Raw genomic sequence first — 26,132 nt, 5'->3', positions numbered from 1 at the left:
CGCTCGCCACAGAAAGGGTTTTAGCTCTGAAGGCCGATGTTGTTCCTCAACCCATCGCCAAACAGGACGGAGCTATGAATAGCCTCGTCACTGCTTATCCCTGTCGATTTTTGCTTTCGTATCCTGATCGATGATGTTGCGCAGCGCCTCAAAAATCGGTTGGGCACTGGTGTGTTTTTTGCCATACGCCAGATTGAACGCGTAGTCGAAGTCCGGCGGGTTCAAGCCCTGATTGTGTTGAAGCAGGGTCTCCAGTTTGTCCAGTGCCTTGACCGCCTGCGCCTCGGGGGACAACGCGTTTTCGTAGTCATCCCAGAGCGCCAATATCTCTGTTTTCAGCGCGTCATCAAGGGTGCTGGTCAAGAGCAGAAGATCGCGTCGTTCATGCTCGCTCTTGTCGGGGAACGAGGCTTGGCTGACGGCTGGAATATCGCCGTTGATGGCTTCGCCCAGATCATGGATGACACACATTTTGAGGACTTTCAAAAGGTCGAGGCTGGCCAGTTCGTCCGCGAACACAATGGCCATCAGGCACAGGCGCCAGCTATGTTCAGCCGTGCTTTCGGTGCGCCCGGAGGTGGTATGCGCACTCCTGAGTACATCCTTGAGCTTTTCCGCTTCGCGCAGAAAGTCGAGGCGTCCTTTGATTTTTTCGATGTCCATACATCCGCCCTGTAGGTTGACCGGCGCCAGACTAGGCCCGGCGAGGCGCATCGTCCACGCATAAAATATGCGCGGCCGTTCTGTCAGAGTGTTTCCACCAGACGTGCCGCCGAGCCGTCGGAGAGGGGAATGCGCGTCCAGCGACACAGGCTCTGGCGGATGGGGACGAGCGCGCAGTCATTGCTCCCGGTGACGAATTCCAGAGCGGGAGGGGCGAGGGCTTCGCGCCAACCCGACTCATCAAGCGCGGCCTCTGTGCTCAGTATCTCTGGCGTTGCGAAGCGCCAGAGCGACTGACCCAGAAGATCGCCCAGCGGGCTGGCAAACTCGGCGGCACGAGACGGGGAGCAGGCCAGCAGACGGTGGGTCAGGTCGCAAATGAGATGAACCGGCCGCGGACTTTCCGCGACCAGTCTGGCGAGGACGCGATCGGCGGCGGAATCGAGACGAGCGGCCAGCAACCGTTCAAGTTGCTGGTGTGCGGCGCGATCCATGGCTTGTACGCCACTCTCCCATCGGGAAATCGTCGATTGGGTGACGCTGAACATCTGCGCGGCGTGGGCTTGTTTGACGCGGTGCAGCAGGCGCCATCGCCGGAGCGCAATGCCGGGCAGCGCTGGCTTCAGCAATAGGTCAGGCATTTTGGGGTCCGGTGGGCGGTGGGCGGGTCCCGCAGTTTGATGAGTGCGGGAGCGCCCTGCAAATTGGCTGGATAAATGGGCGTGCGTGAAACGCCTGGCAGGATGGCGGCCCGCTACACTCGGACCAAACCCTAAGGAGGGAACAGCATGACCATCCACGCCCAACGCGCCGACGCCAGCCACCTCGACCCAGTCGCCCGACTCTTCGACGCCTATCGCGGTTTCTACGGCCAGCCTTCGAACCTGCAGCAGTCCCGGGACTTCATCGCCGAGCGCATCGCCCTGGATGAATCCGCGATCTTCCTCGCCCTGGCCGATGACAGTCAGGCACTGGGTTTCGTCCAGCTCTACCCGACGTTTTCCTCCATCGATGCTCACCGAACGTGGTTGCTCAGCGACCTCTTCACCGCACCGGCTGCGCGGGGCCGCGGGGTAGGGACGTTGCTGATGAACACCGCCCGCGCGTTTGCGCTGTCGACGGGGGCGAAGGGATTGGTGCTGGAAACGGCCACGGATAACTTTGGCGCGCAGCGGTTGTATGAATCGTTGGGGTATGTGCGGGATACGGGCTATTACACCTACGGCCTCGATTTGAAGCAGGTCTGATCTGAGTAGGAGCGAGGCTTGCCCGCGAAGAACGATAACGCAATACACCAGACCCGACGCCATCACCGTAGGAGCAAAGCTTGCTCGCGAAGAACGATAACGCGGTGTGTCAGGCACGACGCCTTCGCGAGCAAGCTTCGCTCCTACAAGGGATCGGGGCTGATTGGTGTGTAGGAGCAAGGCTTGCCCGCGAAGAACGATAACGCAATACACCAGACCCGACGCCATCACCGTAGGAGCAAAGCTTGCTCGCGAAGAACGATAACGCGGTGTGTCAGGCACGACGCCTTCGCGAGCAAGCTTCGCTCCTACAAGGGATCGGGGCTGATTGGTGTGTAGGAGCAAGGCTTGCCCGCGAAGAACGATAACGCAATACACCAGACCCGACGCCATCACCGTAGGAGCAAAGCTTGCTCGCGAAGAACGATAACGCGGTGTGTCAGGCACGACGCCTTCGCGAGCAAGCTTCGCTCCTACAAGGGATCGGGCTTGATTTGCGTGTAGGAGCGACCAACCACTGGCCCAACCACCCCCAATTCCGTAACATCCCCCCCTCATTCCCCGCCACTCCCCGCGGCCAGCTTCACCGGCCCGCATTTTCAGGTAAGCCATGAAACCACAACGCCTACGCGCCGATGCCCTGGCCGGGCTCACGACCTCTTTTGCGTTGCTGCCCGAATGCATCGCCTTCGCCCTGGTCGCACATCTCAATCCACTGATGGGCCTCTACGGCGCGTTCATCATTTGCACATTGACCGCGCTGTTCGGCGGGCGGCCGGGGATGGTGTCCGGGGCGGCCGGGTCGATGGCGGTGGTGATTGTGGCGTTGGTGGTGCAGCACGGCGTGCAGTATTTGCTGGCGACGGTGCTGTTGGGTGGGTTGATCATGATGGCGTTCGGGCTGTTGCGGCTGGGTAAACTGGTGCGCATGGTGCCGCACCCGGTGATGCTCGGTTTCGTCAACGGGCTGGCGATCATCATTGCGTTGGCGCAGTTGGAGCACTTCAAGAGCGGCGACACCTGGCTCAGCGGCACGCCGCTGTACGTGATGAGCGGGTTAGTGGCGCTGACCATGGCGATCGTCTATCTGTTGCCGCGCCTGACGCGCGCGGTGCCGCCCGCCTTGGTGGCGATCCTCGGTGTCGGGCTGGCGGTGTACCTGCTTGGCCTGCCGACTCGCACCTTGGGTGACATGGCGCACATCGCCGGCGGCTTGCCGACGTTGGCGTTGCCAGACATTCCCTGGTCTCTCGAAACCCTGCGCATCGTCGCGCCCTACGCGATTTTGATGGCGCTGGTCGGCCTGCTGGAAACCCTGCTGACGTTGAACCTCACCGACGAAATCACCGAGAGCCGTGGCTACCCGGATCGTGAGTGCGTGGCGCTGGGCGCGGCGAATATGGTGTCGGGGGTGTTCGGCGGCATGGGCGGCTGCGCGATGATCGGCCAGACCGTGATCAACCTCAGTTCCGGCGGGCGTGGTCGGCTTTCCGGGGTGATCGCCGGGGTCATGATTCTGCTGTTCGTGTTGTTTCTATCGCCGCTGATCGAGCGCATTCCGCTGGCCGCGCTGGTGGGGGTGATGTTCGTGGTGTCGCAGCAGACCTTCGCCTGGGCCTCGTTGCGGGTGATCAACAAAGTGCCGCTCAACGATGTGCTGGTGATCATCGCCGTGACCACCATCACCGTGTTCACCGACCTCGCCACAGCGGTGCTCTGCGGGATCATCATTGCCGCGCTCAACTTCGCCTGGCAGCAGGCCCGTGAGCTGTACGCCGACACCTACCTGGAAACCGACGGCAGCAAACTCTACCGCCTGCACGGCACGTTGTTCTTCGCCTCCACCGCGCCGTTTCTCAATCAGTTCGATCCCGCCAACGATCCCGCCCTAGTGACCCTTGATTGCCGTCACCTGAGCTTCGTCGACTACTCGGCCATCGCGGCGCTGAAAACCCTGCGCGAACGCTACGACAAGGCCGGCAAGCATCTGCGGGTGTTTCACCTGTCGGAACGCTGCAAGCAAATGCTCAAGCGGGCAGGCGGGGATTACTGATCGCCGGCTTCATCGATCCCGCTGCAGCAGTTCCTCGACCACGCCCATAAAGGCCTCGACGAGCAGGCTGCGCCCCTGGGTTCGCGTGAGAATCAGCAGTTCCGCACGGGCGGTGGGGTCTGCCAGCGGCCGATAGGTCACGCCTTTTTTGGCCAGGGTCCTGGCGCACTCGGGAACCAGGGCGACACCCTGGCCGGCGGCCACCAAGGCGATGATCGAAGTGATTTGCCGCCCCGACGGCCCCGGACGGATGGGCAGGTCGTTGCAGCGGTACAGGTGCTCGATGGATTCATTGAGCCCGGAGCCGTAATCGGCTGGAAACAGAATCAAGGGGTGCGCACTGAGCTGGGCCAGGGTGACCTCGTCCTGGCTGGCCAACGGGTTGTCGCTGGAGAGGGCGGCCACCAGGGGTTCGCCGCCCAGCGACAGGACCTGAACCTCGGTTTGCCCCGGTTCCGGCAGCAGACGGCTCAGGCCGATATCGATGCGGCCATCGACCACTTGCGAATACAGACTGGCGGACGCACTTTCCACCAGGGTCAGTTGCACGTCCGGGAAACGTTGGGCAAAGGCTTGCAGGGTTTGGCTGAACGGATCCGACAGCGCGATCGAACTGGCGTAACCCAGCGCCAACTGACCGGCAGTACCGGCGGCCAACTTGCCGGCGATGACTTCGGTCAGGTTGGCCTGGTCCAGGACCGCTTGGGCGTAAGGCAGGAAATGCCGACCCTGGGCCGTGAGCGTGACCGTGCGGCTGGTGCGATCAAACAGGCGAAAGCCCAGCTCGGTTTCCAGGGCCGAAATCTGTCGGGTCAGGGGAGGTTGGGCGAGGTGCAGGCGCAATGCCGCGCGGCCAAAGTGCAGTTCTTCGGCGACCGTCAAAAAGTAACGTAGCTTGCGTAGGTCGAGCATCCTGATCCCTAGGTATTGATCGGTCCGAATTCGGTATTGGTGTTCGGCGGGCTGCGCATTCTATAAAGACCTCCGGCATTAAAACGAGAGGTCTCATGAATTCGCGCCTGCACAGTGCTCGCGTCGCCCTGTTTCTGTGTGGCTGTGCGGCTTTTCTCAACCTCTATTCAACCCAGAGCATTCTCCAGGTGTTTGCCCTGAGTTTTCAGGTGAGCGCTCGTCAGGCCGGCTGGAGTATCACCGTGACCACCCTGGCGGTCGCCCTCACGGCCCCGTTTGTCAGCCGCTTGACCGGTCGCTTCGAGCAACGCTCGGTGATTGTGGTCGCGGCGTTGTTTTTGGCGGTGCCGGCGCTGCTGGCCGCCCGTGCCGGCAGCTTTGCCGAACTGCTGGTGTGGCGCTTTATCGAAGGCATGCTCATCCCGGTGGTGTTCGCCACCAGCGTAGCGTACATCGGCGACCGCTGGCGCGGCGGCACCGTCACCGAAATCACCAGCCTGTATGTGGCGGGGACGGTGCTGGGCGGTTTTGCCGGGCGCTTCGTGTCGGGGATCATGACGCAATACGTGGGCTGGCGTGAGGCCTTTGAACTGCTGGCGATCATCAGCTTGCTGGTCGGCGTGGCCATCCACATCCTGCTGCCGGCCAATCCAGTGTTGACGACCCAGGCTTTGCCTGTGCGTGCGCACACGTTTCGCGACCTGTGCCACAAGCCCCTGCTGGCGGCGTACGGCGTCGGTTTTTGTGTGCTGTTTTCCCAAGTGGCGACCTTTACCTACGCCGGGCTCTACCTCAGCCAGGCGCCGTTCAACCTGGGCGCGGCGGCACTGGGGACGATTTATGCGGTGTTCCTGCTGGCGCTGGTGGTCATTCCGATTGCCGGCCGCTTGAGCAAACTGCGACCGCAATCCGAATTACTTACCGGCGCGGTGCTGCTCGGGGTCTGCGGCTCGATCCTGACCCTGATGCCTTCGCTGTGGCTGATCGTGCTGGGTCTGGCCCTGAGTTCGACCGGTGTGTTTCTGGCCCAGGCGTCGGCGAATGCCTTCATCACGGCCACCGCCCAACGCAACAAGGCCGGTGCCGTGGGCCTGTACCTGACCGGCTATTACCTGGGCGGCAGTTTCGGCGCCATCGTCCCGGCGATGATCTGGAGTCGCTGGGGCTGGCAAGGCTGCGTGGCGCTGATCATCGGCTTCCAGCTGTTGTCGCTGCTGATTGCCTTGACCGGCTGGAAACCCCTCAAACCCGACACCCCCGATACACCGGTCGCACGCGGCCGCAACGGTTCCAGCCGAACCGGTGAACCTGCCTGATTCATCATCCAATAAGGGAATATAAGAGGTGACCATGAGTAACGTAATGACCCGCCACAGCCAGTTGTTGAAGATCGTCGAACCGGTGCTGAACGACATGCCTGCCAGTGTGTTGAAGCATGCGCTGTTCGAGGCCTTCTGGAGTGAAGAAGAGGCGCTGGTGGACATTGAAAATGCGTTCGAGCAACTCACCTCGCGTCGTCATTCGCCGGTCGCCTTGCGCAAGTTTTTCGCCAGTTGGTCCAAGACCAACAACTCGGCCACCAGTGTGTCCGGCCTGGCCAACCGCATTACCTTGCTGGCGCGCTCCGAGCAAGGTTCCGAGTGCGCCGAGCAGCTGTACCGGGCCTGCGGCAGTCTGCAACGAATCACCGACGAGGACTTGGGTGCGCTAGGCAACATCGTGCACTCGGACCTGTTCTACAACATGGCCACGCCGTTGTGCGGCGATGACCAGTGGCTGCTGAAGGAAAACTGCCTGCCTTCAGCCCAGGCCTTCAAGGACTGGACCGACACCCGTCGCCTGCGTGATCGCGATTTGTTGCAGGGCCTGCTCACGACCTTGATCCACGAGGTGTACACCCACGGTGAAGTGGAATTTATCCACCCGCTGTACAAGCAGTGGTTCGTGCGCGACATGGGTGTGCCGGAAGCCAAGGCCCGCGCCACCGTCGCCTGGGTCACCGTGCATACCGGCGGCACCGAGAGCAATCATTTCGCCCATGCCGTAGCGGCGGTCAGTGAATTTGTCGATGCCATGCAAATCGCCGTCGACCACCAGACCGCGCGGGAAATCTTCGCCGAGTACCTGCGTCGCAAAGCCACGGTGATGAAGGATTGCGCGCAGCTGTTGCAGTGACGGTGGCTCAGCCTGCTTGACTCTCTACATCCACTTTCAAGTCGCACACGACGATGAACGATTTGACACACGAAGTGGTTCGCCCGCGCACCACGCCACCGGCCGATGCCTGCGTGCGTCGTCGTTCGCTGGTGGCGGGCTGCGGCGCGCATGCCGTGCATGACGGGTTGAGCGACGTTATCTACGTGCTGTTGCCGATCTGGCAGGCGCAGTTCGGCCTGAGTTTCGCCCAGATCGGCCTGCTGCGCGGGGCCTATGCAGGGATGATGGCCGGGTTCCAGCTGTTGGCCAGCCGCGCCGCCAAACGCTGGGGGCGCGAGCGCCTGCTGGTGGGCGGAACGGCACTCGCCGGCCTGGCCTATTTGCTGGCCGGGCAGGCGGGCGGGTTGACGGTGCTGTTGCTGGCGCTGCTGTTGGGCGGATTGGGCGCCAGTACCCAGCACCCACTGGCCTCGTCGTTGATCACCGACAGTTACGAGGCGGGCGGCGGGGTCAAGCAAGCGTTGGCGCAGTACAACTTCTCCGGCGATATCGGCAAGACGTTGATCCCGGGGTTGATCGGTCTGTTGCTGACGGTCATCAGTTGGCGTGCCAGCGTCACGCTGCTGGGCCTGCTAGGTCTGGCCGCTGCGGGACTGCTGTGGTGGTTGATCCCGGCACGTACTGAGTCGGTGTCGGCAAAAAGCAAAGCGTCCAAGGCGATAAATGGACAGGGTTCCGCCAGCGGGCTGCGCGCCCTGATCCTGACCGGCACCCTGGACAGCGCGGTGCGCATGGGCTTTCTCACCTTCTTGCCCTTTCTGCTCAAAGACAAGGGCGCCGGTACGGCGGGCATCGGCCTGGCCTTGACGATGCTGTTCGTGGGCGGCGCGTTCGGCAAGTTGCTGTGCGGTTACCTGGGCGCGCGCATTGGCATGGTCAAGACCGTGTGGCTGACCGAGTTCACCACGGCGGTGCTGATCGTGATGGCGGTGTACCTGCCGTTTTTCGGCCTGATGGTGATGTTGCCGCTGTTGGGGCTGGCGTTGAACGGCACCTCGTCGGTGTTGTACGGCGCCGTGCCCGATCTGGCAGGGCCGGGCAAACGCGAGCGGGCGTTCGCGGTGTTTTACACCGGCACCATCGGCGCTGGCGCGCTGGCGCCGGTGTTGTTTGGCGCTCTCGGCGACGTCACTGGGGTGCCCGTCGCGGTGATGCTGTTGGCCGCCACCCTGTTGCTGACGCTGCCGTTGTCCTGGTGTGTACAACGCGGCCTGGACGCGGATGCACGGTTGTATCAGCGCGCGAGTCGTTGACGGGCCACCGCCCGTGAGCCGGTCGCTTGGTTTTCAAGTCGTTTTCGCAGGTAGAAGAATGAATCACAGTGAGCCCTCTGCAATCCGATTGGCGTTATCCCATCGTGCCCTGATTCTCAAGGCGCCCGGCACCTCCAGCATGCGCAGCAAAGCCAATGCCTTGAAAGAAAGTGGCATCAAGGTCATCAACTTCGCGGCGGGCGAACTATCGTTCGATGCCAGCGCGGACATGAAGGCGGGCGCCATCGACGCCATCAACGGCGCACGCAATCGCTACACACCGCCCATTGGCTTGCCTCAGCTTCGTGAACGCCTGGCGCAACAGGTCAGCCAGCGCTGCGGCGTCCCGTACGCCGCCAATGAAGTGGCCGTGACCGCCGGCGCCAAACAAGCGCTCTACAACGCGGCGATGGTGCTGCTCAATCCCGGTGATGAGGTGATTGTGCCGACGCCTTACTGGGAAAACTCGCCCACGCAGATCCTGTTGGCCGGCGCCACACCCGTGTTTGTCGATACCCGAGGCAACGACTATCGCTTGACCTGCAACGCCGTTGAAAGAGCCTTGTCGCCACGCACCAAAATGATCGTGATCAACACCCCGAACAACCCCACGGGCACGGTTTATCAACGAGAGGAGTTGCGCAAGATTGCCAAGCTCGCCTTCGATCATCGGCTCTGGGTGGTGTTCGATGAGTGCTACCGCAAACTGGTGCGCCATCCCCATGAACATCACAACATCGTGTCGCTGTTTCCGGCCCTGAAAAACCAGACGGTACTGGTCGATTCGTTCTCCAAGAGCCAGGCCGTCACGGGCTGGCGCATCGGTTACGCCTGCGCCCCGGCCCAGGTCATCGCGGCCATGCACAACTTGCAGGGCCACACCACGTCCCACCCCAGCAGCCTTGCCCAATATGCGGCGCTGAACGCCTTGATCGCCGATTCACCGGACTTCGCCCGCCAGATCAATACCTTCCTCGACAGCCAACTGCAGGCAGCGTGTACCAGTCTGGGTTATGTCGACGCCGTGACCTGCGCGCCACCGGAAGGGGCGTTTTACCTCTATATCGATGTCTCCCGGAAGCTGGGTTGCCGTTACCTCGGCACGAAAATCCGCGACGTCGATCATCTCGCCGATCTGTTATTGAGCGAGGCGCATATTGCCGTCGTCCCCGGCTCAGGCTGCGGCGACCCCAACAGCATCCGGATTTCCTACGCCGTCGAGCGTGAAGAATTGATCGAAGGCATGACGCGTTTCGTTCAGTTCATGGCAGACGTCGTCGCGGATTGACGGCGGGTATTCATCTTGCCCTAGAGCAATGAACCACCTAATAAGGAGATAAGCCGTGGAACAGTTGAGCCGGAATTTTATCGGGTACGTCAATCAGGCACTGGTTGATGTCGAGGACAGAAATCTTGTTGAAGCGCTGCTGAGTGGTTTTCACCGCCACCCCGACAAGCTGGATAAATATTGCGAAACCTATGTCGACATGACGTCCAGCAACTGGACCGAGTCGTCACTGTGCACGTTCTTTTGCGGCTGGCGCAGCCCGGACGGCGAGGCCCATGCGGTCTCCAGCATTATTGTGCGGATCCTGCAGGAGTCCGAGTCGTTAACCGACGATGGCAAGTTGAAGATGCTGGAAGCGGCGCGGCACTGCGGCGAAATCATCATTGAAGACGTGGGGCTCGGCGAAATGCACGGGCATCCGCACCATTCGAAGTTGTATTACCGCATGGCGTCGGCCATTTGCGGCTCCGATGACTGGCGCCTCCAGGACCGCTTCCAGGACCCGGTCACCAAGGCGTTTTCCAGTGGGGTCGGGGAGAAAAGCCCCCTGGCACCGGAGCTCATCGAAGCGCTGGAAATGATGGCCATGACCGAGCTGTTCAACACTGGCGAATACAACCTGATGACCCCGATGTGGAAACAGTGGCTGCGCGAAGTGCGGGGTTATCCGTCGGGTGAGGCCAATCGCGTCGCCGCGTTCCTCAGTGTGCATTGCGGCAGCGTCGAGGCCCGGCATTTCAAGCATGCGGCACAGGCACTGGAACTCTACGCCAGCGCGACCGCACGACCGATCAACTACCTGCGCATCGAGCGGCTGTCCAGGGACTACGTGGCCAAGGCCTGTGAACACCTCGGGAAGATGGCGTCGGTGTTGCGCAGCGAAGTGCCTGCCTGGGACTGAATCTATCCCGGCCATTTCTGCAGCGGAGTTCGACCACTACTTGGTGCCCCTGGACATGACTCATCCGTAAGTGGATTCTGGTGGCAAAGGGGTTTGCCTGTGGTGAGGGGGCAAGCCCCCTCGCCACAGGTTTTGTGTCAGGTCATATAGATTGGCTTCACCGCTCTGGAAGCCCCCAACGCTCACGCAACTGCGCATATTCCGCCTCGGGCAACTGCACCAGCAACGGCGTCTGCCGTGGATCCAGCCAGGTGAACAACCGCGCAATATTCGCCGGGTCCATGGCCGTACACCCCAGTGTCGGCGACGTTGGCCCGCGCCAGATATGGAAGAAAATGCACGAGCCCGAACCGGCCGCCGCCGGGCTGTTGTGCTCGATGAAAATCCCCTGGCGGTACATGTCGTCCTTGCGGCGCATGGTTTCGGAACTGTTCCAGTCCTTGGCCAGCGTCGCGCCGTCGACCAGTTGGTTGTAGCGTGTGGACTGGCCGTCATCGACGCATTCGACGGTCGCGCTCAGCGGCAGGTAGGGCAGTTGGGTATCGGCGGTTTTGTCGTAACCAAACGCTGTGCCGAGTTTGAAGATCCCGGCCGGAGCTTTGCCGTCACCTTCGCGTTTGACCGGCCCTGCGCGTTGGTCAACGACGGTCAGGCCCTTGCCCCAGGCCAGTCCGCTTTTACCGACCACTACCGTAAACGGTTCGCCGGATTTTTCAAAGGTTTGCCCGTGGCGCTCATAGCGCTGGGCGGTGCCCTGGATGTCGGTCCAGTTTTTAGTGGTGACGATGATTAACTGATGACTGCGGCTGAGTTCCATCGGGGTAATGGGAAAATCCATCACTTGGTTCAACGCCGGATTGCCGTTCCAGGTGAAGTGCCACCACTCTTTCGAATAGCCGACAAACCCTTCTTTTTCCATGGCGCTGGTCAGTCGCTGGCGATTGGCTTGGGCGGTCGCATTGATCGCGGTGCTGTCAGTGTGGGCCGGTTCGTCGAAGCAATCGAAACCGGTGCCCATGTCGAGCGCGCCGTCGTGCCAGCGCTGACCATACGGGGCGGTGCAGTCGACATTTTTGGCGGCAGGCGTCCAGGTAGCGGCGGGCAGGGCGCCTGGGCCGGTCAGGGTCAGGTCCACCGTGCTGCCCTTGGAATGCCCCGAGACCCGCGCCACATACCCCAGGCGCCAGAAGTCCTGCTTGTTCGCGCGCGCATAGAACTCGGCTTTGCTCGGATCACCCGGCACCTTGGCGAAATGGCCCATGTCGGCAACCGCGCGGGCCGGGCGATAACAATCGAAGACCTTCAACCCGTAGCCTTCGGCATGCAGCGCGGTTTGCACCCGGGCGAGGGCCTTGGCCGCGTCCGCCGACAACAGGCACTCGGGTACCTCGTAACCGTCGAGCGGGTGGCCGGTGAAGTTATGGGCCGTGGCGTAGCGGATGTCTTGCTCGATGCTCGGGGCGATGGTGCGCAGATAAACCATGTGCTCGGGCCGAGGCTCGGCGCTGGCCATGCTCGGTACGATAAGGCACAGGGCCGTCAGGGTTTTGCTGAGTGTGTGCATGGGATGCCTCCAGAGAGTGTCCATATTCACCGGTTCGCGCCTCGGGTATCCGCCAGAATCCGCGCCGCATCCCGCGCCGGTGGCAGACCGAATACGCGGGCATAGTCGCGACTGAACTGGGTGGTGCTTTCATAACCGACGTCGAACGCGGCGCTGGTCACGCTGTGGGCGCTGGCCACCAGCAGCGAGCGGGCATGCAGCAGCCGAACGCGTTTTTGATACTGCAAGGGGCTGAAGTTGGTCACGGCTTTAAAGTGGCGGTGGAAGGCCGACACACTCATCGCCGCTTTCTGCGCCAAGGCATCCACCCGCAATGGCTCGGCGAAGTCGCGGCGGATCCACTGGATGGCCAGGCTCACGCGGGTCATCGCCGAATCGGGCGCGGCGATTTCCCGCAGCATCGCGCCCTGGACCATCGCCACCCGTGGGATGCCGGTCTCGGTGCGGCGGTTTTCGGCCTTGGCGGCGAGGGTTCTGAGTTCATTCAGTTGATCGTTCATGGGGCGACATCTGATCCCATGGCCACCCGTGGCGCAAGCAAAAAGCAGAAACAGGCAGTTTCCGAGTGCGATCCGCACGGAACTGGGCGGCGGCCTGAACGACGAGTTCGAAGCCCTGCTCGCCACACAAACCGTCCTCGGTCGGGTCGGCGAACCGGACGATGTCGCGCGGGTCATCGCCACGCTATTGTCCGAGGACAGCGCTTGGGTCAACGGGCAGAGCATCGAAGTGGCGGGCGGCTACATCATCTGAATCAGGGAGGCGAATCCATGCTCGATCATGTGTTTATTTCGGTCAGTGACATTGAGCGCTCGGTGCGTTTCTACAGCGCGGCGCTCGCCCCGCTGGGGATTACCGGACGCCTCGACTTCGACGGCAAGGACGGTCCGCCGGGCCATCCGGACCTCAAGGGTTTCGGCGCGCAAGGGCGAGTATTCTTCTGGTTGCGCGAAGGGATGGTCGAGGGCCGGGCCGCGCATGTCGGGTTCGTCGCCAACAGCACCGCTGAAGTGGACGCCGCCTACGCTGCGGCAATGGCGGCCGGCGCTACCGACAATGGCGTGCCCAGTGCACGGCTGTATTACGACCCGCGCTATTACGCCGCCAATGTGTTCGACCCGGATGGCTATAGCCTTGAGTTCGTCTACAAGAGCTGGCAGCACTCATGAGTCACGGTTGGCCTTGAACACCAGGCTCTGCGGTTGCCCCGGCACATCATCGAGCACATCGATGCGCTGCATGCCGATCTTTTCCAGTACGCCGATTGAGGCCCGGTGGCTCGGCCGCACCAGCGCAAACACCTGCTCGGCATTTATTTCGTTAAAGGCAAACGTCAGCGCAGCGCTGCCGAGTTCCGTGGCATAACCCTTGCCCCACGCGGCGCTATCGAACCGATAACCGAGGTTCAGGCGCTCGACGTCGAGGTAGTTGTATAACGCGATACCACCGAAACCGATGATGTGCTCCGGCGCGTCACGGCTGGCAATCGCCCATTGTCCGTAGCCGTTGGCGTTCCAGTGTTCAAGCCAGCCCTCCAGCAAGGCCTCAGCCCGATGGATGTCGGCCAGCGGCCCGGCCGGGTTGAATTGATTCGTCGCCGGATCGCCGTAGATCGCAAACAGACGCGCCAGGTCTTCGGCGTTCGGTGGCCGCAGGATCAATCGCGCCGTGGTGATCATCATTTTTTTGGTGCCTTGCCACTGCTGGGAATGTGCAGGTAAGCCATCACGCTTTCCGTCAGTTCGGTCGCCAGTTTCACCGCTTCTTTGTTCCGCGCCATCACCCCCGCGACCAAACCTTCGATCAACGCCAGCACGGCGATGTTGGAGCTGGTCAGCACCGGATGATCGGCCGGGGCGAACAGGGTGTGTTCGGCGATGCTGGTCAGCGGCGAGGCGGGGGAGTCGGTGATCGCCAGCACCGTGGCGCCACGCTCGTTGGCGAAGCGCGCCAGTTGCAGGGTGTCGAGGGAGTAACGCGGCAGGGAGATCGCCAGCAGCACGTCCTGATCGGTGATCGCGGCCAAACGGTACGCGGCGTTTTCGTTGCCGCCCTCCATGCTGATCGCGGTCGCGTCAGCGCAGAACGGCATCAGGGTCGAGGCGGCGAGGCCGGCGAAGTAGACGCTGTTGCCAAAGCCGAGGATGTAGATCTTGCGCGCATTGATCAGGCAGGTGACGAAGGCTTCGAAGGTGTCGGCATGGTTGTTGGTCGCCGCCGTGGCGAGGTTGCTGCTGGCGCTGTGGATTTGCTCATGCAGGCCAAACGCGCCGCCGGTGCGCTGGGCCAGTTCGTTGCGCAGCTTGTCCACCGGCGACACCATTTGCTGCAAGGTGGCGACCAGTTCGGCCTTCATGCCGGTGTAGCCACCGAGGTCCATGGCTTTGGCCAGGCGGTTGACGGCGGCGGGCGAGGTCGAGGTTTCGTGGGCCATCTCCTCGATGGTCAACGTCGCGGCGCGCAAGGGGTGACGCAGGATAAAATCCGCAACCTTGCGCAGTGACGGCGGCAACTCGGCGACGATTTCCGCCAGTTTGCGCATGACCGGCGCGGCATAGACCGTGGTGTTTTTCGAAGAGGTCGGCATGTGCGGCTCAACAGTTCCTGAGGGCATAAGGTTGGCTGGAGTGTATCCGAAGCCAACCGTGGGTGCGCAGCGCCAGCGGGATTACTTCAAGCTCCCGGACAGAAACTGCTGCAGGCGTTCGGACTGTGGGTTGACCAGCACTTCGCGCGGGTCGCCACGCTCCTCGACCTGGCCTTTGTGCAGGAACACCAATTGGTTCGACACCTCCCGGGCGAAGCCCATTTCGTGGGTCACCACGACCATGGTTCGGCCTTCCAGGGCCAGGTCCTGCATGACTTTGAGCACTTCGCCCACCAGTTCCGGGTCGAGGGCCGAGGTCGGCTCGTCGAACAGCATCACTTCCGGTTCCATGGCCAGTGCCCTGGCAATCGCCACGCGCTGCTGCTCGCCGCCGGACATGTGCGCCGGCCACGCGTCCTTGCGATGGGCGACGCCGACTTTGTTCAGGTAATGCTCGGCCTTTTCCCGCGCTTCTTTCTTGCCCATCCCGAGCACATGCACCGGGGCTTCCATCACATTTTCCAGGGCGCTCATGTGCGACCACAGGTTGAAGTGCTGGAACACCATCGACAGCCGCGAACGCATGCGTTGCAACTGTTTCGGCTCGGCAGCCTTGAGCCCGCCGAGTGTGTTGCTGACCAGTTTCAGTGGCTCGCCGTTGAGCACGATGTTGCCGGCGTTGGGCTGTTCCAGCAGGTTGATGCAGCGCAGGAAGGTGCTTTTGCCGGAGCCGCTGGAGCCGATAATGCTGATCACGTCACCGGCCTTCGCTTCCAGGGAAACACCCTTGAGTACTTGGTGGGCGCCGTAGCTTTTGTGCAGGTTCTGGATTTCAAGTTTGTACATGCTGTTCACTCTTCTGGCATCAGTCGCTGAGCAAGCGACCCTGGCGAATAAGGCGGGTACCGGCAACTTTGGCCAGCCACAAACCGGGTTGGGCGAAACGCAGGCGTTCCCGGGCATAGAGGATGCCGTCGGTGCTGGCGCGCACGATGCTGTGGCGGTCGGTCAATGGATCGAGCACTTCAAACAATGGATCGCCAACCCGGACCCGCGCGCCCAGCGGTTGCAGGAAACTCACCACGCCGGGATGCGGCGCGTAGGCGTATTGCGCGCCGGCAAACGGCGTTGCGTCACAGCAGAATAACGGCGCTTCGGGCCAGTCACCGCTGATCAGGCCTTGTTCGGCGAGGTAGCCGAGAATGGCTTCGGCGCTGTCGACGCAGGGCTCGCGCTCGGTGTCAGCCATGCCGCGCAATTCAATGGTGGTCGCCACGCACGCCAGTGGAATAGCGGCTTCGGGGAACAGCTCGGCCAAGCGCAACCAAGGGAAGGCGCAGGCTTCATCGAAGGCACTGCCGCCGGCATCTTCGGCCAGCAGTGCGGCGCCGGCGCCGAGGCGAGCGGCCAATGAACGCAGGCGCGGCCAGTTTTGCGGCATGGCGTAAAGCAGCATGATCGACTCGAAATCGCAGTGCAGGTCCAGCACCACGTCGGCGTCACACGCGTGTTCCAGCAACAGGCGACGCAGGCCATCGAGTTCCGAGGTCGCGGGTGGCATGTCGGCGAGGACGTCACTCATGGCGCGGCGGATCAGCGTGGTGTTGAGGTCGGCGTCGTCGCCCAGTTGACCTTGCACCAACGCTGCCACGGCTTCGGTCAGCTCCGGGAAGTCGCGGTTGAAATTCTTGCCGCTGTTGAATTCGAAGCGACCCTGATGCGTGGCCTGGAACATCTGGGCGATGCCGATCGGATTGGCCATCGGCACCAGTTCGATCACGCCGTTCAACCGACCTTGTTCTTCCAGCAGCCGCAAGCGGCGCTTGAGCTCGACCGCCACGCGCATCCCCGGCAACTCATCGGCATGCAGGGAGGCCTGGATGTACGCCTTGCGCGATCCGCTGCCAAAGCGAAACAGCGACAGGCGCCGTTCCGTGCCCGAAGCACTCCACGGCAACAAATATTCAATGTGTTCCATACACGCTCCTTAGTGCTTGCGCGGTGCCAGGTACGCCAGCCAGCGGCGCTCGGCCAGCTTGAACAGACGCACCAGAATGAAGGTCAGGGCCAGGTAGATCAGGCCGGCGGTGATGAACGCCTCGAACGGTAAATAGAACCGCGCACTGACCGTTCGCGCAGCGCCGGTGATGTCCACCAGCGTGACAATCGACGCCAGGCTGGTGGTTTGCAGCATCATCAAGACTTCGTTGCTGTACTGCGGCAGCGCCCGGCGCAGGGCCGAGGGCAGCAGGATTCGCCGGTACAAGGTGAAGCGCGACATGCCCATGGCTTTCGCGGCTTCGATCTCGCCGTGGGCCGTGGACTTCAGGCTGCCGGCCAGCAGTTCGGCGCTGTAGGCACTGGTGTTGATCGCGAACGCCAGGCAAGCGCAAAAGGTCGCGCTGGACAGGTACGGCCAGAGCGCGCTTTCCCGCACGGCAGCGAACTGCGCCAGGCCGTAATAGATCAGGAACAATTGCACCAGCATCGGCGTGCCGCGAATCACGTAGGTGTAGAGCCACGCCGGGAAGCTGAGCAGCGGCGAGCGGGACACGCGCATCAGGGCCAGCGGGATCGCCAGCACCAGGCCGAACGCCAGGGAAATGAGCAGCACTTTGAGGGTCAACAAGGCGCCGTTGAAGTACAGCGGCAGGTTGTCCCAGATCAGGTTGTAGTCGAGCATTGTCAGTGGCTCCCGATCACAATTCGGCGGCTTTGATGCCGACCGAGTAGTGTTTTTCCAGATAGCGCAGCACCAGCAATGACACGCTGGTGAGCATCAGGTACAGCGCCGCCACTGCGAGAAAAAAGGTGAACGGCTCGTGGGTCGCATCCGCGGCGTTTTTGGCTTTGAACATCATGTCCTGCAGGCCGATCACCGAAATCAGCGCGGTGGATTTGGTCAGCACCAGCCAGTTGTTGGTGAACCCCGGGATGGCGAAGCGAATCATCTGCGGCACCAGGATTCGCCAGAACACTTGTGCGCCCGTCATGCCATACGCCGCACCGGCTTCGGCCTGGCCTTTGGGGATCGCCATGAACGCGCCGCGAAAGGTTTCCGAGAGGTAGGCGCCGAAAATGAAGCCCATGGTGCAGACGCCGGCGATGAAGGGATTGATGTCGATGTAGTGGGTGTAACCCAGCGCAAGGGCGATGCGGTTCACCAGGTCCTGGCCGCCGTAGAAGATCAGCAGGATCAGCACCAGGTCCGGGATGCCGCGAATCAGCGTGGTGTAGCTTTCGCCGAGCATGGCCAGCCATTTCAGGGGCGACAGGCGAAAGGCTGCACCGATCAGGCCGAGGGCAATCGCCATGGCCATGGAGGTCAGGGCCAGGTTGATGGTCAGCCAGGCGCCATCGAGAATGCTCGATCCGTAGCCGTGAAGCATGATGAAGTCCTCAAAAAAACCGCGAGACAAACCGCTGCGCCGCGTGCCGGAGACGGGCGCCCGGGTGACAGGTAGGGGTTACTCGCCGTAGATATCGAACGCGAAGTACTTGGCCATGACTTGCTGGTACTTGCCGTTGGCGCGGATCGCGTCAATCGCGGTGTTGAGGCGTGCGGTGTTCACGCTGTCCCCCTTGCGCACCGCGATCCCGGCGCCGCGACCGAAGTATTTCGGGTCGTTGATGTCTGGCCCGACGAGGGCGAAACCTTTGCCCGCTGGCGTTTTGATAAAGCTCTCGTCGGTGTTGACAATGTCGGCAAGGGTGGCGTCGAGGCGACCCGAGGCGAGGTCGAGGAACGCTTCGTTTTGCGAGCCGTAGCGCACGACGCTGACCCCGGCTGTTTCCAGTTGCTCGGTGGCGAAGCGGTCATAGGTCGAAGAGCGTTGCACCCCGACTTTCTTGCCCTTGAGGTCCACCAGCGGATCGTTGATCACGTTGCCGGCCTTCATCGCGAACTTGCCCGGCGTGTGGTAGTACTTTTTGCTGAAGTCGACCGACTTCATCCGGTCTTCGGTGATCGACATCGACGACAGCACCGCGTCGATCTTGCGCACTTTGAGCGAAGGGATCATGCCGTCGAACTCCTGGATCACCCACTCGCACTTGACCTTCATTTCCTCGCACAGCGCGTTGCCGATGTCGTAGTCGAAACCACTGACGTTGCCTTCCGGCGTCTTGTAGGAGAAGGGCGGGTAAGCGGCTTCGATGCCGATGCGCAGGCTGTCTTCATCGGCGTGGGCCAGGAAGCTCGCGGCGCAGAGGGTCAGGGCGCCTAGAAGTGCTGTCTTGTTCATATTGTTGACTCCTTGGGGTTGTTTTTGTGTGGCTATAAATGACACGTAATATTTCATTAATCAATACACTGAAAATAAACATATCAAAACGAGGCGCAAAAAAATCCCGGCTTTGCGCAGGACTTGAAGGTGGGAAGCGTGTCGCAGAGCGCTTTGAGCGGGACGAATACCGTCAGTCGGATCCGCTGCTAGAGAGCTTTTTTATCGCTCCCAAGCATATTTTTAATAATTTTCCTCTGTAGAGGGATGTCGCACTATCGAGCCACACCCTGCGTGGTTCGGCGTTCCCGGATGGAAGCCGTTGCTCATAACGATGTCGGTCCCAGGAGGCCAGCACGATGGAACTGTTATTGGTCTCTGGCCAGCACTGCCCGGCTTTACCCTAATTTTAAAAAAACAGCTGCGGGAGCGTTCCATGTCTTTAACCTTACGTACGTGCATCCCTTTTTCCCTGGCCCTGTTGTGCACTGGTGTATTCGCCACGCCGCAGGATTTGACCGTCATTTCCTTTGGCGGCGTCACCAAGCAGGCCCAGGACAAAGCCTACTTCCAACCTTTCAACGCCAGCGGTGCCGGACGCATCGTCGCCGGCGAATACAACGGCGAGCTGTCGAAGATCAAGGCCATGGTCGATGTCGGCCACACCAGTTGGGACGTGGTTGAAGTCGAAAGCCCGGAACTGTTGCGCGGCTGCGATGCCGGTTTGTTCGAGAAACTGGACGCCGCCAGTTTTGGCGACCAGAGCCAGTACGTGCCGGGGACCTTTACCGAGTGCGGCGTGGCCACCTACGTGTGGTCGATGGTCATGGCCTACGATCAGAACAAACTGACCAAGACCCCGAGCTCCTGGGCGGACTTCTGGAACGTCAACGACTTCCCGGGCAAGCGCGGGCTGCGCAAAGGCGCCAAGTACACCCTGGAAATCGCGTTGCTGGCCGATGGCGTCGCGCCGGATCAACTCTACAAAGTCCTGAACACCCCTGAAGGCGTGAGCCGCGCCTTTGCCAAGCTCGACAAGATCAAGTCGAACATCCAGTGGTGGGAGGCCGGCGCCCAACCGGCGCAGTGGTTGATTGCCGGTGACGTGGTCATGAGCGCCGCCTACAACGGCCGCATCGCCTCGGCGCAGAAAGAAGGCATGAACCTGAGCATCGTCTGGCCGCAAAGCCTCTACGACCCGGAATACTGGGCCGTGGTCAAAGGCACGCCAAACAAGGCCCTGGCCGAGCGCTTCATCGCCTTCGCCAGCCAGCCCCAGACCCAGAAAGTGTTCTCGGAAAACATCCCCTACGGCCCGGTCCACCGCCAGGCTTTGGCCCTGCTACCGCCGCAAGTGCAACAGCAACTGCCAACCGCCGACGCCAACATGGCCAAGGCCCGGGCAGTGGATGCGGAGTTCTGGGTGGACCATGGTGAGGAGCTGGAAGAGCGGTTTAATGCGTGGGCTGCGCGTTGAATCCGTTCAAAAATAGAACTAACGATGAATAACCTGTGGCGAGGGAGCTTGCTCCCGCTGGACTGCGCAGCAGTCCCTCTTTGGGGGGCGCTTCGCAACCCAGCGGGAGCAAGCTCCCTCGCCGCAGGTTTGGTGTCATGCCCTTGAGTCTCTCGCTTAGCGCGTTACCAACCGCAACCCGCTCGCCACACTCCCCACCGCCGCAAACCCAGCCCCGATACTCAACGCCAGCACCGGCCCGTGAGTTCCCGAAATTCCGAAACTCAACGCCACCAACGCCGCGCCGGTTGCCTGGCCAATCAGCCGGGCCATGGCGATGGTGCCGCTGGCACCGCTGGCGCGTTCCCGGGGGGCGCTGGTCATCAGGGCTTTTTGGTTGGGGGCCTGGAAGAAGCCGAAACCGATGCCGCAGATGATCATGCGAATCACGATCCCGGCGGCGCTGGGGTCGCTTGGCAGCAAGGCGAAGGAGACCATGCCCGCACTGAGGATGGCCAGGCCGATGCCGCCGAGCAGGCCCGGCGGGTAGGTGTCAGACAGGCGCCCGGCCATCGGTGCGATGAGGGCCACCACGATGGACCACGGGGTCATCAGAAAACCGGTCTGGATCGGGTCGCGTCCCAGGGTGGTTTCGAAGAAGAACGGCAGCGAGACGAACGCCAAGCCTTGGGTAGCAAATGAACAGAACGCGGTCAGCGCCGATAAGGCAAACATCGGGCGCTTGAGCAGGTCCAGCGGGAACATCGGCGTCGGATGCCCGGCCTCGCGGCGCAACATCAACGCCCCGGCGATCAGGAACACCGCCAGGGCGATCACCACGCTGCTCACCGAGCCCAACTGCGCTGCCTGGCTCAGGGAGAAGATCAACGCACCGAACGCAATGACGTTGAGCACCGCGGTCAGCCGGTCAAACACCACGGCTCTGGGCTTACTGGTCGGCAAGGAACTCCAGGCGAAGGCGAGGGCAAATAAACCGAGGGGCAGGTTGATCGCAAACAGCCACGGCCAATTGGCCACCGACAGCACCAGAGAGGCGATGGTCGGGCCGGCGGCGAAGCAGGTGCCGACCACCAGCGCGTTCAAGCCCAGACCGCGACCGAGGCGTTCCGGGGGGAAGATCAAGCCGATCAACGCGGCGTTGACGCTCATGATCGCGCTGGCCCCGACACCCTGGAGCACCCGCGCCACGGTCAGGGTCGGCAGCGACCACGCCAGCGCACACAATCCCGACGCCACCACAAACAGAATGATCCCGCTGAGGAACACCTTGCGATGGCCGATGATCCCGCCGAGTGCGGCAAACGGCAGCAGCGTGGCCACGGCCGCCAGTTGATAGGCATTGATGATCCACACCGACGCGGCAGGGGAGGCCTGCAAATCCGCGGCAATGGTCGGCAGCGCGGTGTTGGCGATGGCGGTGTCGAGCACCGCGAGGGCAATCGACACCAGAATCGCCAACAGCCCACGGCGTTCTCGGGGGGAGAGTTGGCCGGGGACGGCGGCGGGTAGATTCGCGGCGGGCTGAGTCATCAGTTTCGACTGGCCATGACTGAAAGACGGATCATGCTGATTCCCCATGTGCAGGCGACGCGCAAGGCCCTCACTCTACCTAAATCTTTTGCGGTTCTGTAGACGCTTCGCGACTCACTTCGCCCCGAACAGCATCGTCCAGTACACGCCTTCATCGCTGCGCGCATCCGTGGCAAACGCGGCGCCGACCTGGGTGAACATCGGGTTCATTAGATTGGCGCAGTGCCCGGGACTGGCCAGCCAACCGGCCATCGCCTTGCTCGGCGAACCCTGACCGGCGGCGATGTTTTCGCCGATCTGCCGGCCACGATAGCCCGCCGCCCTGGCCCGGTCCGCCGGCATTTCACCGTCGGGGTCCTGGTGCGCGAAATAATTGCCGTAGGCCATGGCCTTGCTGTGGCCTTGCGCGGCGGCGCCCAACGCGGCGTTCCAACTCAGCGGCCGGGCGGCGGCGAAACGCTGGCGACCGCACAGGCGCGGCCGTGCCCGGGCGGCGTTGACCTCGGCCAGCAGCGTCTTGCTCGCCGCTCGACTGTCGCCTATACGGCTGTCGAGCAACGGCCGCGCGAGCACCACTTGCCATTCGCTACGGGCGCGGCTGATGCCGATGTCGGCGTACTGCGCATCGAGCAGCGCCCCGCAGTAGTTGCTCTGCAACATGTCGAAAGCGTCCTCGGCATCTCGTGCGCCGACCAGGCGAATAGTGCGCACTGTCACCGCTTGATAGCCGTTCTGCTTCAACCCCTCACGCAACGCGCCGCCATAACCGATGGGCAACGCCAGGTTCGACTTCAGCGCCAACGGCGTCAACGCCTGGGTCGGGCGCACGGAGCAGCGGCGGGGGTGGGCACGGTAGTCGTTGATGTCCGACACCAGTTGCCGTTCCTCACTGGCGTGGGCAGGCGTGGCAAACAGGGAAAACAAAGGAGCGAGGCAGAGCGAAACAACGCGAAAGGACACGAGGGCTTGGCGCATGGGGCGAACGGCTCGGATGAAAGACGACCATGGGGCTGAGGCTGCGCTGGCCTAGCGGGTGGGCGAGCGCATTTCAGGGCAGGTCTAAGACTGCGGTTTTTAAATCTGGTTCATGATGGCCATTGCGTGTTTCACGACGGCTTCGCAGCCGGACGCAGGCTTCGCCAGCCGCTACAGGGTGAAAACAATCATTGGCGCGGTAAGTATTGAGTGAACAAATCAACCAGGCCCTGTGGCGCGGTCTCGTTGAAAAATAACTTCAGGTTCTTGTCCGTTTCCGCCGCCGTCTCTGCGCTGCGAGGGAACAGTTCCTGTTCATAGGCCAGCAGCGCGGCTTCGACGTTTCCTGGGTTGGCGACAATCGCTTCTGCGAGCAACGCGCCGTCGTACAAGGCAAGGTTGGCGCCTTCGCCAGCAAACGGCGACATCAAGTGAGCAGCATCGCCAAGCAGGGTCACGCCGGGTACGCGCTCCCATTGATGGCCGACCGGCAGTGCATGGATCGGGCGCAGCACGGGGGGCGTATCGGAATCGGTGATGAGCGCGGTCAGCGCCGGCGCCCAGCCATCGAATTCCTCGGCGAGCAGGGCCATGGCTGCGTCGGGACCGGAGAGGTCGAGGCGGGCAAACCAGTCTTCCGGCCTGTTCAACGCCACGTAGGTTTGCAAGGTACCGTTCGAATGACGGTGGGCCAGGATGCCCTGGTTCGGCACCACCGCCATCAGCGTGCCGTCACCAATCACCTCGGCGCTGGCTGAATGGCGACGGTTGGCGTCGAACAGGAAAGTCTCGACAAAGGACAGGCCGGCGTAGGCCGGTTTCACGTCGGTCAGCAGGGGACGAACCCTTGACCAGGCGCCGTCGGCACCCACCAGCAGCTCAGTGGTCACGGTCGAGCCGTTGGCGAAGGTCAGCCCATGCCGACCACCGCCGAGCGCGGCCACCGTAGTGAGCTTGTGTCCCCAGCGAATCGTCTCGGCCGGCAGCGACTCAAGCAGAATCCTGCGCAGCTCGCCGCGCTCCACCTCAGGCCGACCACCGTTGTCCGGGCTCGGCCAGTCCAGCAGAACATTGCCGTGCTTGTCGCAAATCCGCTTGGCGTCAGCGCCTTCAATAATGATGCCCAGAAACTGTTCGAACAGACCCGCCGCCTTCAGTGCGAGCTGCCCGTTGTATTCGTGAATATCGAGCAGCCCGCCTTGGGCGCGGGCGTCTGCCGAAGGCTCCGCCTCGTAGATCGCCGCCGCGATCCCGTGCACATGCAGAACCCGCGCGAGGGCCAAGCCACCCAGCCCTGCACCGATGATCGCGATTGGAGTGTTCATCCGAAAACCTGTGTGATTGAAGTCTGCGGTGACTATCTACCACAGGCAGGTGCTGGGGTTGTAGTGCGCGTCAATCCACATCACCGATTGACCCAGCGGCTGGGTTGTTGGGGAGTCATTCCCTGTAGCTAACTGACCATGGTTTTGAGGGTTGGGAAACCCGAGCGGCTAAGCTTTTCTTCGGCGACCCAGTAATGCCAATAAGCCAATCAACTGGATCGCGCCCACGCCCATCGCCACTTTCTGCGCCACCGGCCCCAGGTTGCTCAGCCATTGGATCAAAAACACCAAACCTACTACGCAGAAGGGGAGCATGCACAGGATGAAAAGCACGTTGATCAGTTTTCGATGGCGTTGGGTCCATGTGGATTGGCCTTCCTTTGGCGCTGAGGTATCCATGAGGGATAACGCGTTCAGGAGGGCTACGAGAAATTCAGGCATGACTTCCCTTTGAGGTGATGTTTTGGGCCGCGTGGAGGCTGAGCACCGGTTCAGTCATTCTAGAAGCTAACCCAACACATGGACGCGAGACGGGAAATGAAGCTAATCGCTGCGCAAATCCTCGCTGTACCGGGCGAAGTTGAAAAAAACATCGCCAGACACATTGATGTCATCCACTTGGTTGCAAGCCAAACTGTATAGGCGCCGCCGACAACTATGTAGCAGCGGGTCGGTCTGCCATCTGGAACAGTGACGGTGAAATTGTTTGCGGTGCTGACGCCTTTCAAGAGGCATTAGTTGCGTACGACCTACAGACTGGAGAAGCGGGTATTTTCAGCTTGGCTTGAACGTCTGCTTATGATTGCCGCCTTTTCTAGAACGGCCGGCTGCTTCGGGGTGTTTGCGGCTCGTTGTGGCAGGCAGAAAACGGCCAAAAGTGGACGGTCAGCCCTTCTTTTTAGAGCGTGGTTAAATTTTCGGCAAGAAACGAATATCGGCGACCATCTGCTTACAACTGCTGGCACTTTTCGGGAGGCGCACTGGGTATCGCAATGCCATTGTGCGCAAAAAGTTGCGCTCTTACTCGGTAAAAACAGCTACCGACTTCGCGCAATTCGTCGAGCAAATCGGCGCCAGTCCCTGAATGATGGCGCATGGCCTTGATGCGCAAGAAGTTGCGCACTTATTTTGCGAAAACGCCTTCCAATATCGCTAAGCGCCAACCCCGCCGTGGCCTGTAGCCGAGTGCGCAAGAAGTTGCGCAGTACTGCGCAACTTCTTGCGCACTTTATGAGGTGATTTCCCTCCAAACTCACCCAAGCGCTTGAAAAACCTCGATCATCCCCCCGGTTTATATAGCCCTCACCTTTTCTGGCACGGACCTTGATAACAGTTAGGCACCCACCGGGCGATTTCGCCTCCGGGCACCTCTATTTATCAAGCAAGGAGAGCATCCCATGGCAACACCTGCCTACATGTCCGTCACTGGCGAAAAACAAGGCCTGATCACTGCTGGCGCATTCACCGCTGACTCCGTTGGCAACACCTACCAGGAAGGTCACGAAGACCAGGTCATGGTTCAGGCGTTCAGCCACGACGTGATCATCCCGCGTGACCCACAGTCCGGCCAACCAACCGGTCAGCGCGTTCACAAACCAGTTGTGATCACCAAGGTCTACGACAAAGCTTCGCCACTGCTGCAAGCCGCACTGACTTCCGGCGAGCGCATGAGCGAAATCGTTATCCAGTGGTACCGCACTTCGGCCCAAGGGACCCAAGAGCACTACTACACCACCAAACTGGAAGACGCGATCATCGTCGCCATCAACAACAAAATGCACAACTGCCAGGATCCGTCGAACGCCCACTTCACGCACCTGGAAGAAGTGCAGTTCACCTACCGTAAAATCACCTGGACCCACGAAGTATCCGGTACTTCGGGTTCCGATGACTGGCGTCAACCAGTCGCTTAATCGC

25 protein-coding genes and 2 pseudogenes are annotated in these 26,132 nt (G+C 61.6%); 11 read left to right on the top strand and 16 right to left on the bottom strand.

The window, feature by feature from the left end; translation table 11 throughout:
- Positions 1 to 87: 87 nt before the first annotated feature.
- A complete protein-coding gene (locus ACY4LX_RS22160; protein ID WP_149659952.1) occupies positions 88 to 663 on the bottom strand; it encodes an HD domain-containing protein in 576 nt (191 codons plus the stop codon).
- Positions 664 to 746: 83 nt separating this feature from the next.
- Positions 747 to 1,304, bottom strand: coding sequence for a helix-turn-helix domain-containing protein (locus ACY4LX_RS22155; RefSeq protein ID WP_149659878.1), 558 nt, complete (start codon positions 1,302 to 1,304; stop codon positions 747 to 749).
- A 147-nt stretch (positions 1,305 to 1,451) separates the two neighbouring features.
- On the opposite strand from ACY4LX_RS22155, the gene ACY4LX_RS22150 reads away from it, so the two are divergent.
- Positions 1,452 to 1,910 carry a GNAT family N-acetyltransferase gene (locus ACY4LX_RS22150; protein ID WP_463257862.1) on the top strand — a complete coding sequence of 153 codons (459 nt, stop codon included), beginning with the start codon at positions 1,452 to 1,454 and terminating at the stop codon, positions 1,908 to 1,910.
- Positions 1,911 to 2,520: 610 nt separating this feature from the next.
- Complete coding sequence (locus ACY4LX_RS22145; RefSeq protein ID WP_463257861.1) at positions 2,521 to 3,963, top strand: SulP family inorganic anion transporter; 1,443 nt, start codon at positions 2,521 to 2,523, stop codon at positions 3,961 to 3,963.
- Positions 3,964 to 3,972: 9 nt separating this feature from the next.
- Here the strand turns inward: ACY4LX_RS22145 and ACY4LX_RS22140 are convergent, their stop codons facing one another.
- On the bottom strand, positions 3,973 to 4,875 hold the full coding sequence (locus tag ACY4LX_RS22140; RefSeq protein WP_149659875.1) for a LysR family transcriptional regulator: 903 nt from the start codon (positions 4,873 to 4,875) through the stop codon (positions 3,973 to 3,975).
- 95 nt (positions 4,876 to 4,970) lie between these two features.
- Here ACY4LX_RS22140 and ACY4LX_RS22135 point away from each other — a divergent pair, with 95 nt between their 5' ends.
- Genes ACY4LX_RS22135 through ACY4LX_RS22115 form a run of 5 tightly spaced genes read left to right on the top strand, consistent with a single transcriptional unit; the run spans position 4,971 to position 10,534 of the window.
- Positions 4,971 to 6,191: an MFS transporter gene (locus ACY4LX_RS22135; protein ID WP_463257860.1), complete on the top strand. Its 1,221-nt coding sequence runs from the start codon at positions 4,971 to 4,973 to the stop codon at positions 6,189 to 6,191.
- Between the two features lie 34 nt (positions 6,192 to 6,225).
- Entirely contained in the window at positions 6,226 to 7,050 is an 825-nt protein-coding gene (locus ACY4LX_RS22130; protein WP_463257859.1) for a hypothetical protein, read from the top strand.
- A gap of 53 nt (positions 7,051 to 7,103) precedes the next feature.
- Positions 7,104 to 8,345, top strand: a complete 1,242-nt coding sequence (locus ACY4LX_RS22125) for an MFS transporter (protein WP_463257858.1) — start codon at positions 7,104 to 7,106, stop codon at positions 8,343 to 8,345.
- Between the two features lie 58 nt (positions 8,346 to 8,403).
- Positions 8,404 to 9,633, top strand: coding sequence for a pyridoxal phosphate-dependent aminotransferase (locus ACY4LX_RS22120; protein WP_463257857.1), 1,230 nt, complete (start codon positions 8,404 to 8,406; stop codon positions 9,631 to 9,633).
- Positions 9,634 to 9,688: 55 nt separating this feature from the next.
- Complete coding sequence (locus ACY4LX_RS22115; RefSeq protein WP_463257856.1) at positions 9,689 to 10,534, top strand: hypothetical protein; 846 nt, start codon at positions 9,689 to 9,691, stop codon at positions 10,532 to 10,534.
- A gap of 157 nt (positions 10,535 to 10,691) precedes the next feature.
- On the opposite strand, the gene ACY4LX_RS22110 is transcribed toward ACY4LX_RS22115, so the two are convergent.
- Complete coding sequence (locus ACY4LX_RS22110; RefSeq protein WP_463257855.1) at positions 10,692 to 12,098, bottom strand: M15 family metallopeptidase; 1,407 nt, start codon at positions 12,096 to 12,098, stop codon at positions 10,692 to 10,694.
- Positions 12,099 to 12,124: 26 nt separating this feature from the next.
- A pseudogene (locus ACY4LX_RS22105) lies at positions 12,125 to 12,505 on the bottom strand (helix-turn-helix domain-containing protein); the annotation flags it as partial.
- Positions 12,506 to 12,647: 142 nt separating this feature from the next.
- On the opposite strand from ACY4LX_RS22105, the pseudogene ACY4LX_RS22100 reads away from it, so the two are divergent.
- Together ACY4LX_RS22100 and ACY4LX_RS22095 are read left to right on the top strand one after the other, a co-directional pair.
- Positions 12,648 to 12,851 (top strand): annotated as a pseudogene (locus tag ACY4LX_RS22100) (SDR family oxidoreductase); the annotation flags it as partial.
- A gap of 17 nt (positions 12,852 to 12,868) precedes the next feature.
- A complete protein-coding gene (locus ACY4LX_RS22095; protein ID WP_463257854.1) occupies positions 12,869 to 13,267 on the top strand; it encodes a VOC family protein in 399 nt (132 codons plus the stop codon).
- On the opposite strand, the gene ACY4LX_RS22090 is transcribed toward ACY4LX_RS22095, so the two are convergent.
- The 7 genes from ACY4LX_RS22090 to ACY4LX_RS22060 all read right to left on the bottom strand — a co-directional run bounded on the left by ACY4LX_RS22090 (position 13,262) and on the right by ACY4LX_RS22060 (position 18,929).
- On the bottom strand, positions 13,262 to 13,780 hold the full coding sequence (locus ACY4LX_RS22090; RefSeq protein WP_463257853.1) for a GNAT family N-acetyltransferase: 519 nt from the start codon (positions 13,778 to 13,780) through the stop codon (positions 13,262 to 13,264). The genes ACY4LX_RS22095 and ACY4LX_RS22090 overlap by 6 nt on opposite strands.
- Positions 13,777 to 14,685 (bottom strand): MurR/RpiR family transcriptional regulator, encoded by a 909-nt coding sequence (locus ACY4LX_RS22085; protein ID WP_463257852.1) that lies wholly within the window; start codon positions 14,683 to 14,685, stop codon positions 13,777 to 13,779. Before ACY4LX_RS22085 ends, ACY4LX_RS22090 begins: the two co-directional genes overlap by 4 nt.
- An 81-nt stretch (positions 14,686 to 14,766) precedes the next feature.
- Positions 14,767 to 15,531, bottom strand: a complete 765-nt coding sequence (locus tag ACY4LX_RS22080) for an ABC transporter ATP-binding protein (protein ID WP_463257851.1) — start codon at positions 15,529 to 15,531, stop codon at positions 14,767 to 14,769.
- Positions 15,532 to 15,550: 19 nt separating this feature from the next.
- A complete protein-coding gene (locus tag ACY4LX_RS22075) occupies positions 15,551 to 16,663 on the bottom strand; it encodes a succinylglutamate desuccinylase/aspartoacylase family protein (protein ID WP_463257850.1) in 1,113 nt (370 codons plus the stop codon).
- 9 nt (positions 16,664 to 16,672) lie between these two features.
- The gene (locus ACY4LX_RS22070) at positions 16,673 to 17,368 is read right to left on the bottom strand and encodes an ABC transporter permease (RefSeq protein WP_149659862.1); all 696 of its coding nucleotides are present in this window, start codon (positions 17,366 to 17,368) and stop codon (positions 16,673 to 16,675) included.
- A 16-nt stretch (positions 17,369 to 17,384) separates the two neighbouring features.
- The gene (locus ACY4LX_RS22065) at positions 17,385 to 18,074 is read right to left on the bottom strand and encodes an ABC transporter permease (RefSeq protein WP_149659861.1); all 690 of its coding nucleotides are present in this window, start codon (positions 18,072 to 18,074) and stop codon (positions 17,385 to 17,387) included.
- Between the two features lie 78 nt (positions 18,075 to 18,152).
- Positions 18,153 to 18,929 (bottom strand): ABC transporter substrate-binding protein, encoded by a 777-nt coding sequence (locus tag ACY4LX_RS22060; RefSeq protein ID WP_149659860.1) that lies wholly within the window; start codon positions 18,927 to 18,929, stop codon positions 18,153 to 18,155.
- A gap of 415 nt (positions 18,930 to 19,344) precedes the next feature.
- Here ACY4LX_RS22060 and ACY4LX_RS22055 point away from each other — a divergent pair, with 415 nt between their 5' ends.
- The gene (locus ACY4LX_RS22055) at positions 19,345 to 20,385 is read left to right on the top strand and encodes an ABC transporter substrate-binding protein (protein WP_463257849.1); all 1,041 of its coding nucleotides are present in this window, start codon (positions 19,345 to 19,347) and stop codon (positions 20,383 to 20,385) included.
- A gap of 156 nt (positions 20,386 to 20,541) precedes the next feature.
- On the opposite strand, the gene ACY4LX_RS22050 is transcribed toward ACY4LX_RS22055, so the two are convergent.
- From ACY4LX_RS22050 to ACY4LX_RS22035, 4 genes are all read right to left on the bottom strand, one after another.
- Positions 20,542 to 21,846: an MFS transporter gene (locus ACY4LX_RS22050; RefSeq protein ID WP_463260632.1), complete on the bottom strand. Its 1,305-nt coding sequence runs from the start codon at positions 21,844 to 21,846 to the stop codon at positions 20,542 to 20,544.
- A 183-nt stretch (positions 21,847 to 22,029) separates the two neighbouring features.
- Positions 22,030 to 22,890, bottom strand: a complete 861-nt coding sequence (locus ACY4LX_RS22045) for a CAP domain-containing protein (RefSeq protein ID WP_463257848.1) — start codon at positions 22,888 to 22,890, stop codon at positions 22,030 to 22,032.
- 188 nt (positions 22,891 to 23,078) lie between these two features.
- Positions 23,079 to 24,215 carry an FAD-dependent oxidoreductase gene (locus tag ACY4LX_RS22040; RefSeq protein ID WP_463257847.1) on the bottom strand — a complete coding sequence of 379 codons (1,137 nt, stop codon included), beginning with the start codon at positions 24,213 to 24,215 and terminating at the stop codon, positions 23,079 to 23,081.
- Between the two features lie 168 nt (positions 24,216 to 24,383).
- The gene (locus tag ACY4LX_RS22035) at positions 24,384 to 24,656 is read right to left on the bottom strand and encodes a hypothetical protein (RefSeq protein ID WP_149659853.1); all 273 of its coding nucleotides are present in this window, start codon (positions 24,654 to 24,656) and stop codon (positions 24,384 to 24,386) included.
- 956 nt (positions 24,657 to 25,612) lie between these two features.
- Here ACY4LX_RS22035 and ACY4LX_RS22030 point away from each other — a divergent pair.
- Complete coding sequence (locus ACY4LX_RS22030; protein WP_463257846.1) at positions 25,613 to 26,128, top strand: Hcp family type VI secretion system effector; 516 nt, start codon at positions 25,613 to 25,615, stop codon at positions 26,126 to 26,128.
- Positions 26,129 to 26,132 lie beyond the last annotated feature (4 nt).

The organism is Pseudomonas sp. Emmai, assembly GCF_055179735.1.
The sequence above is the reverse complement of the archived record's forward strand: the minus strand, read 5'-3'. Positions and strand labels throughout refer to the sequence as shown.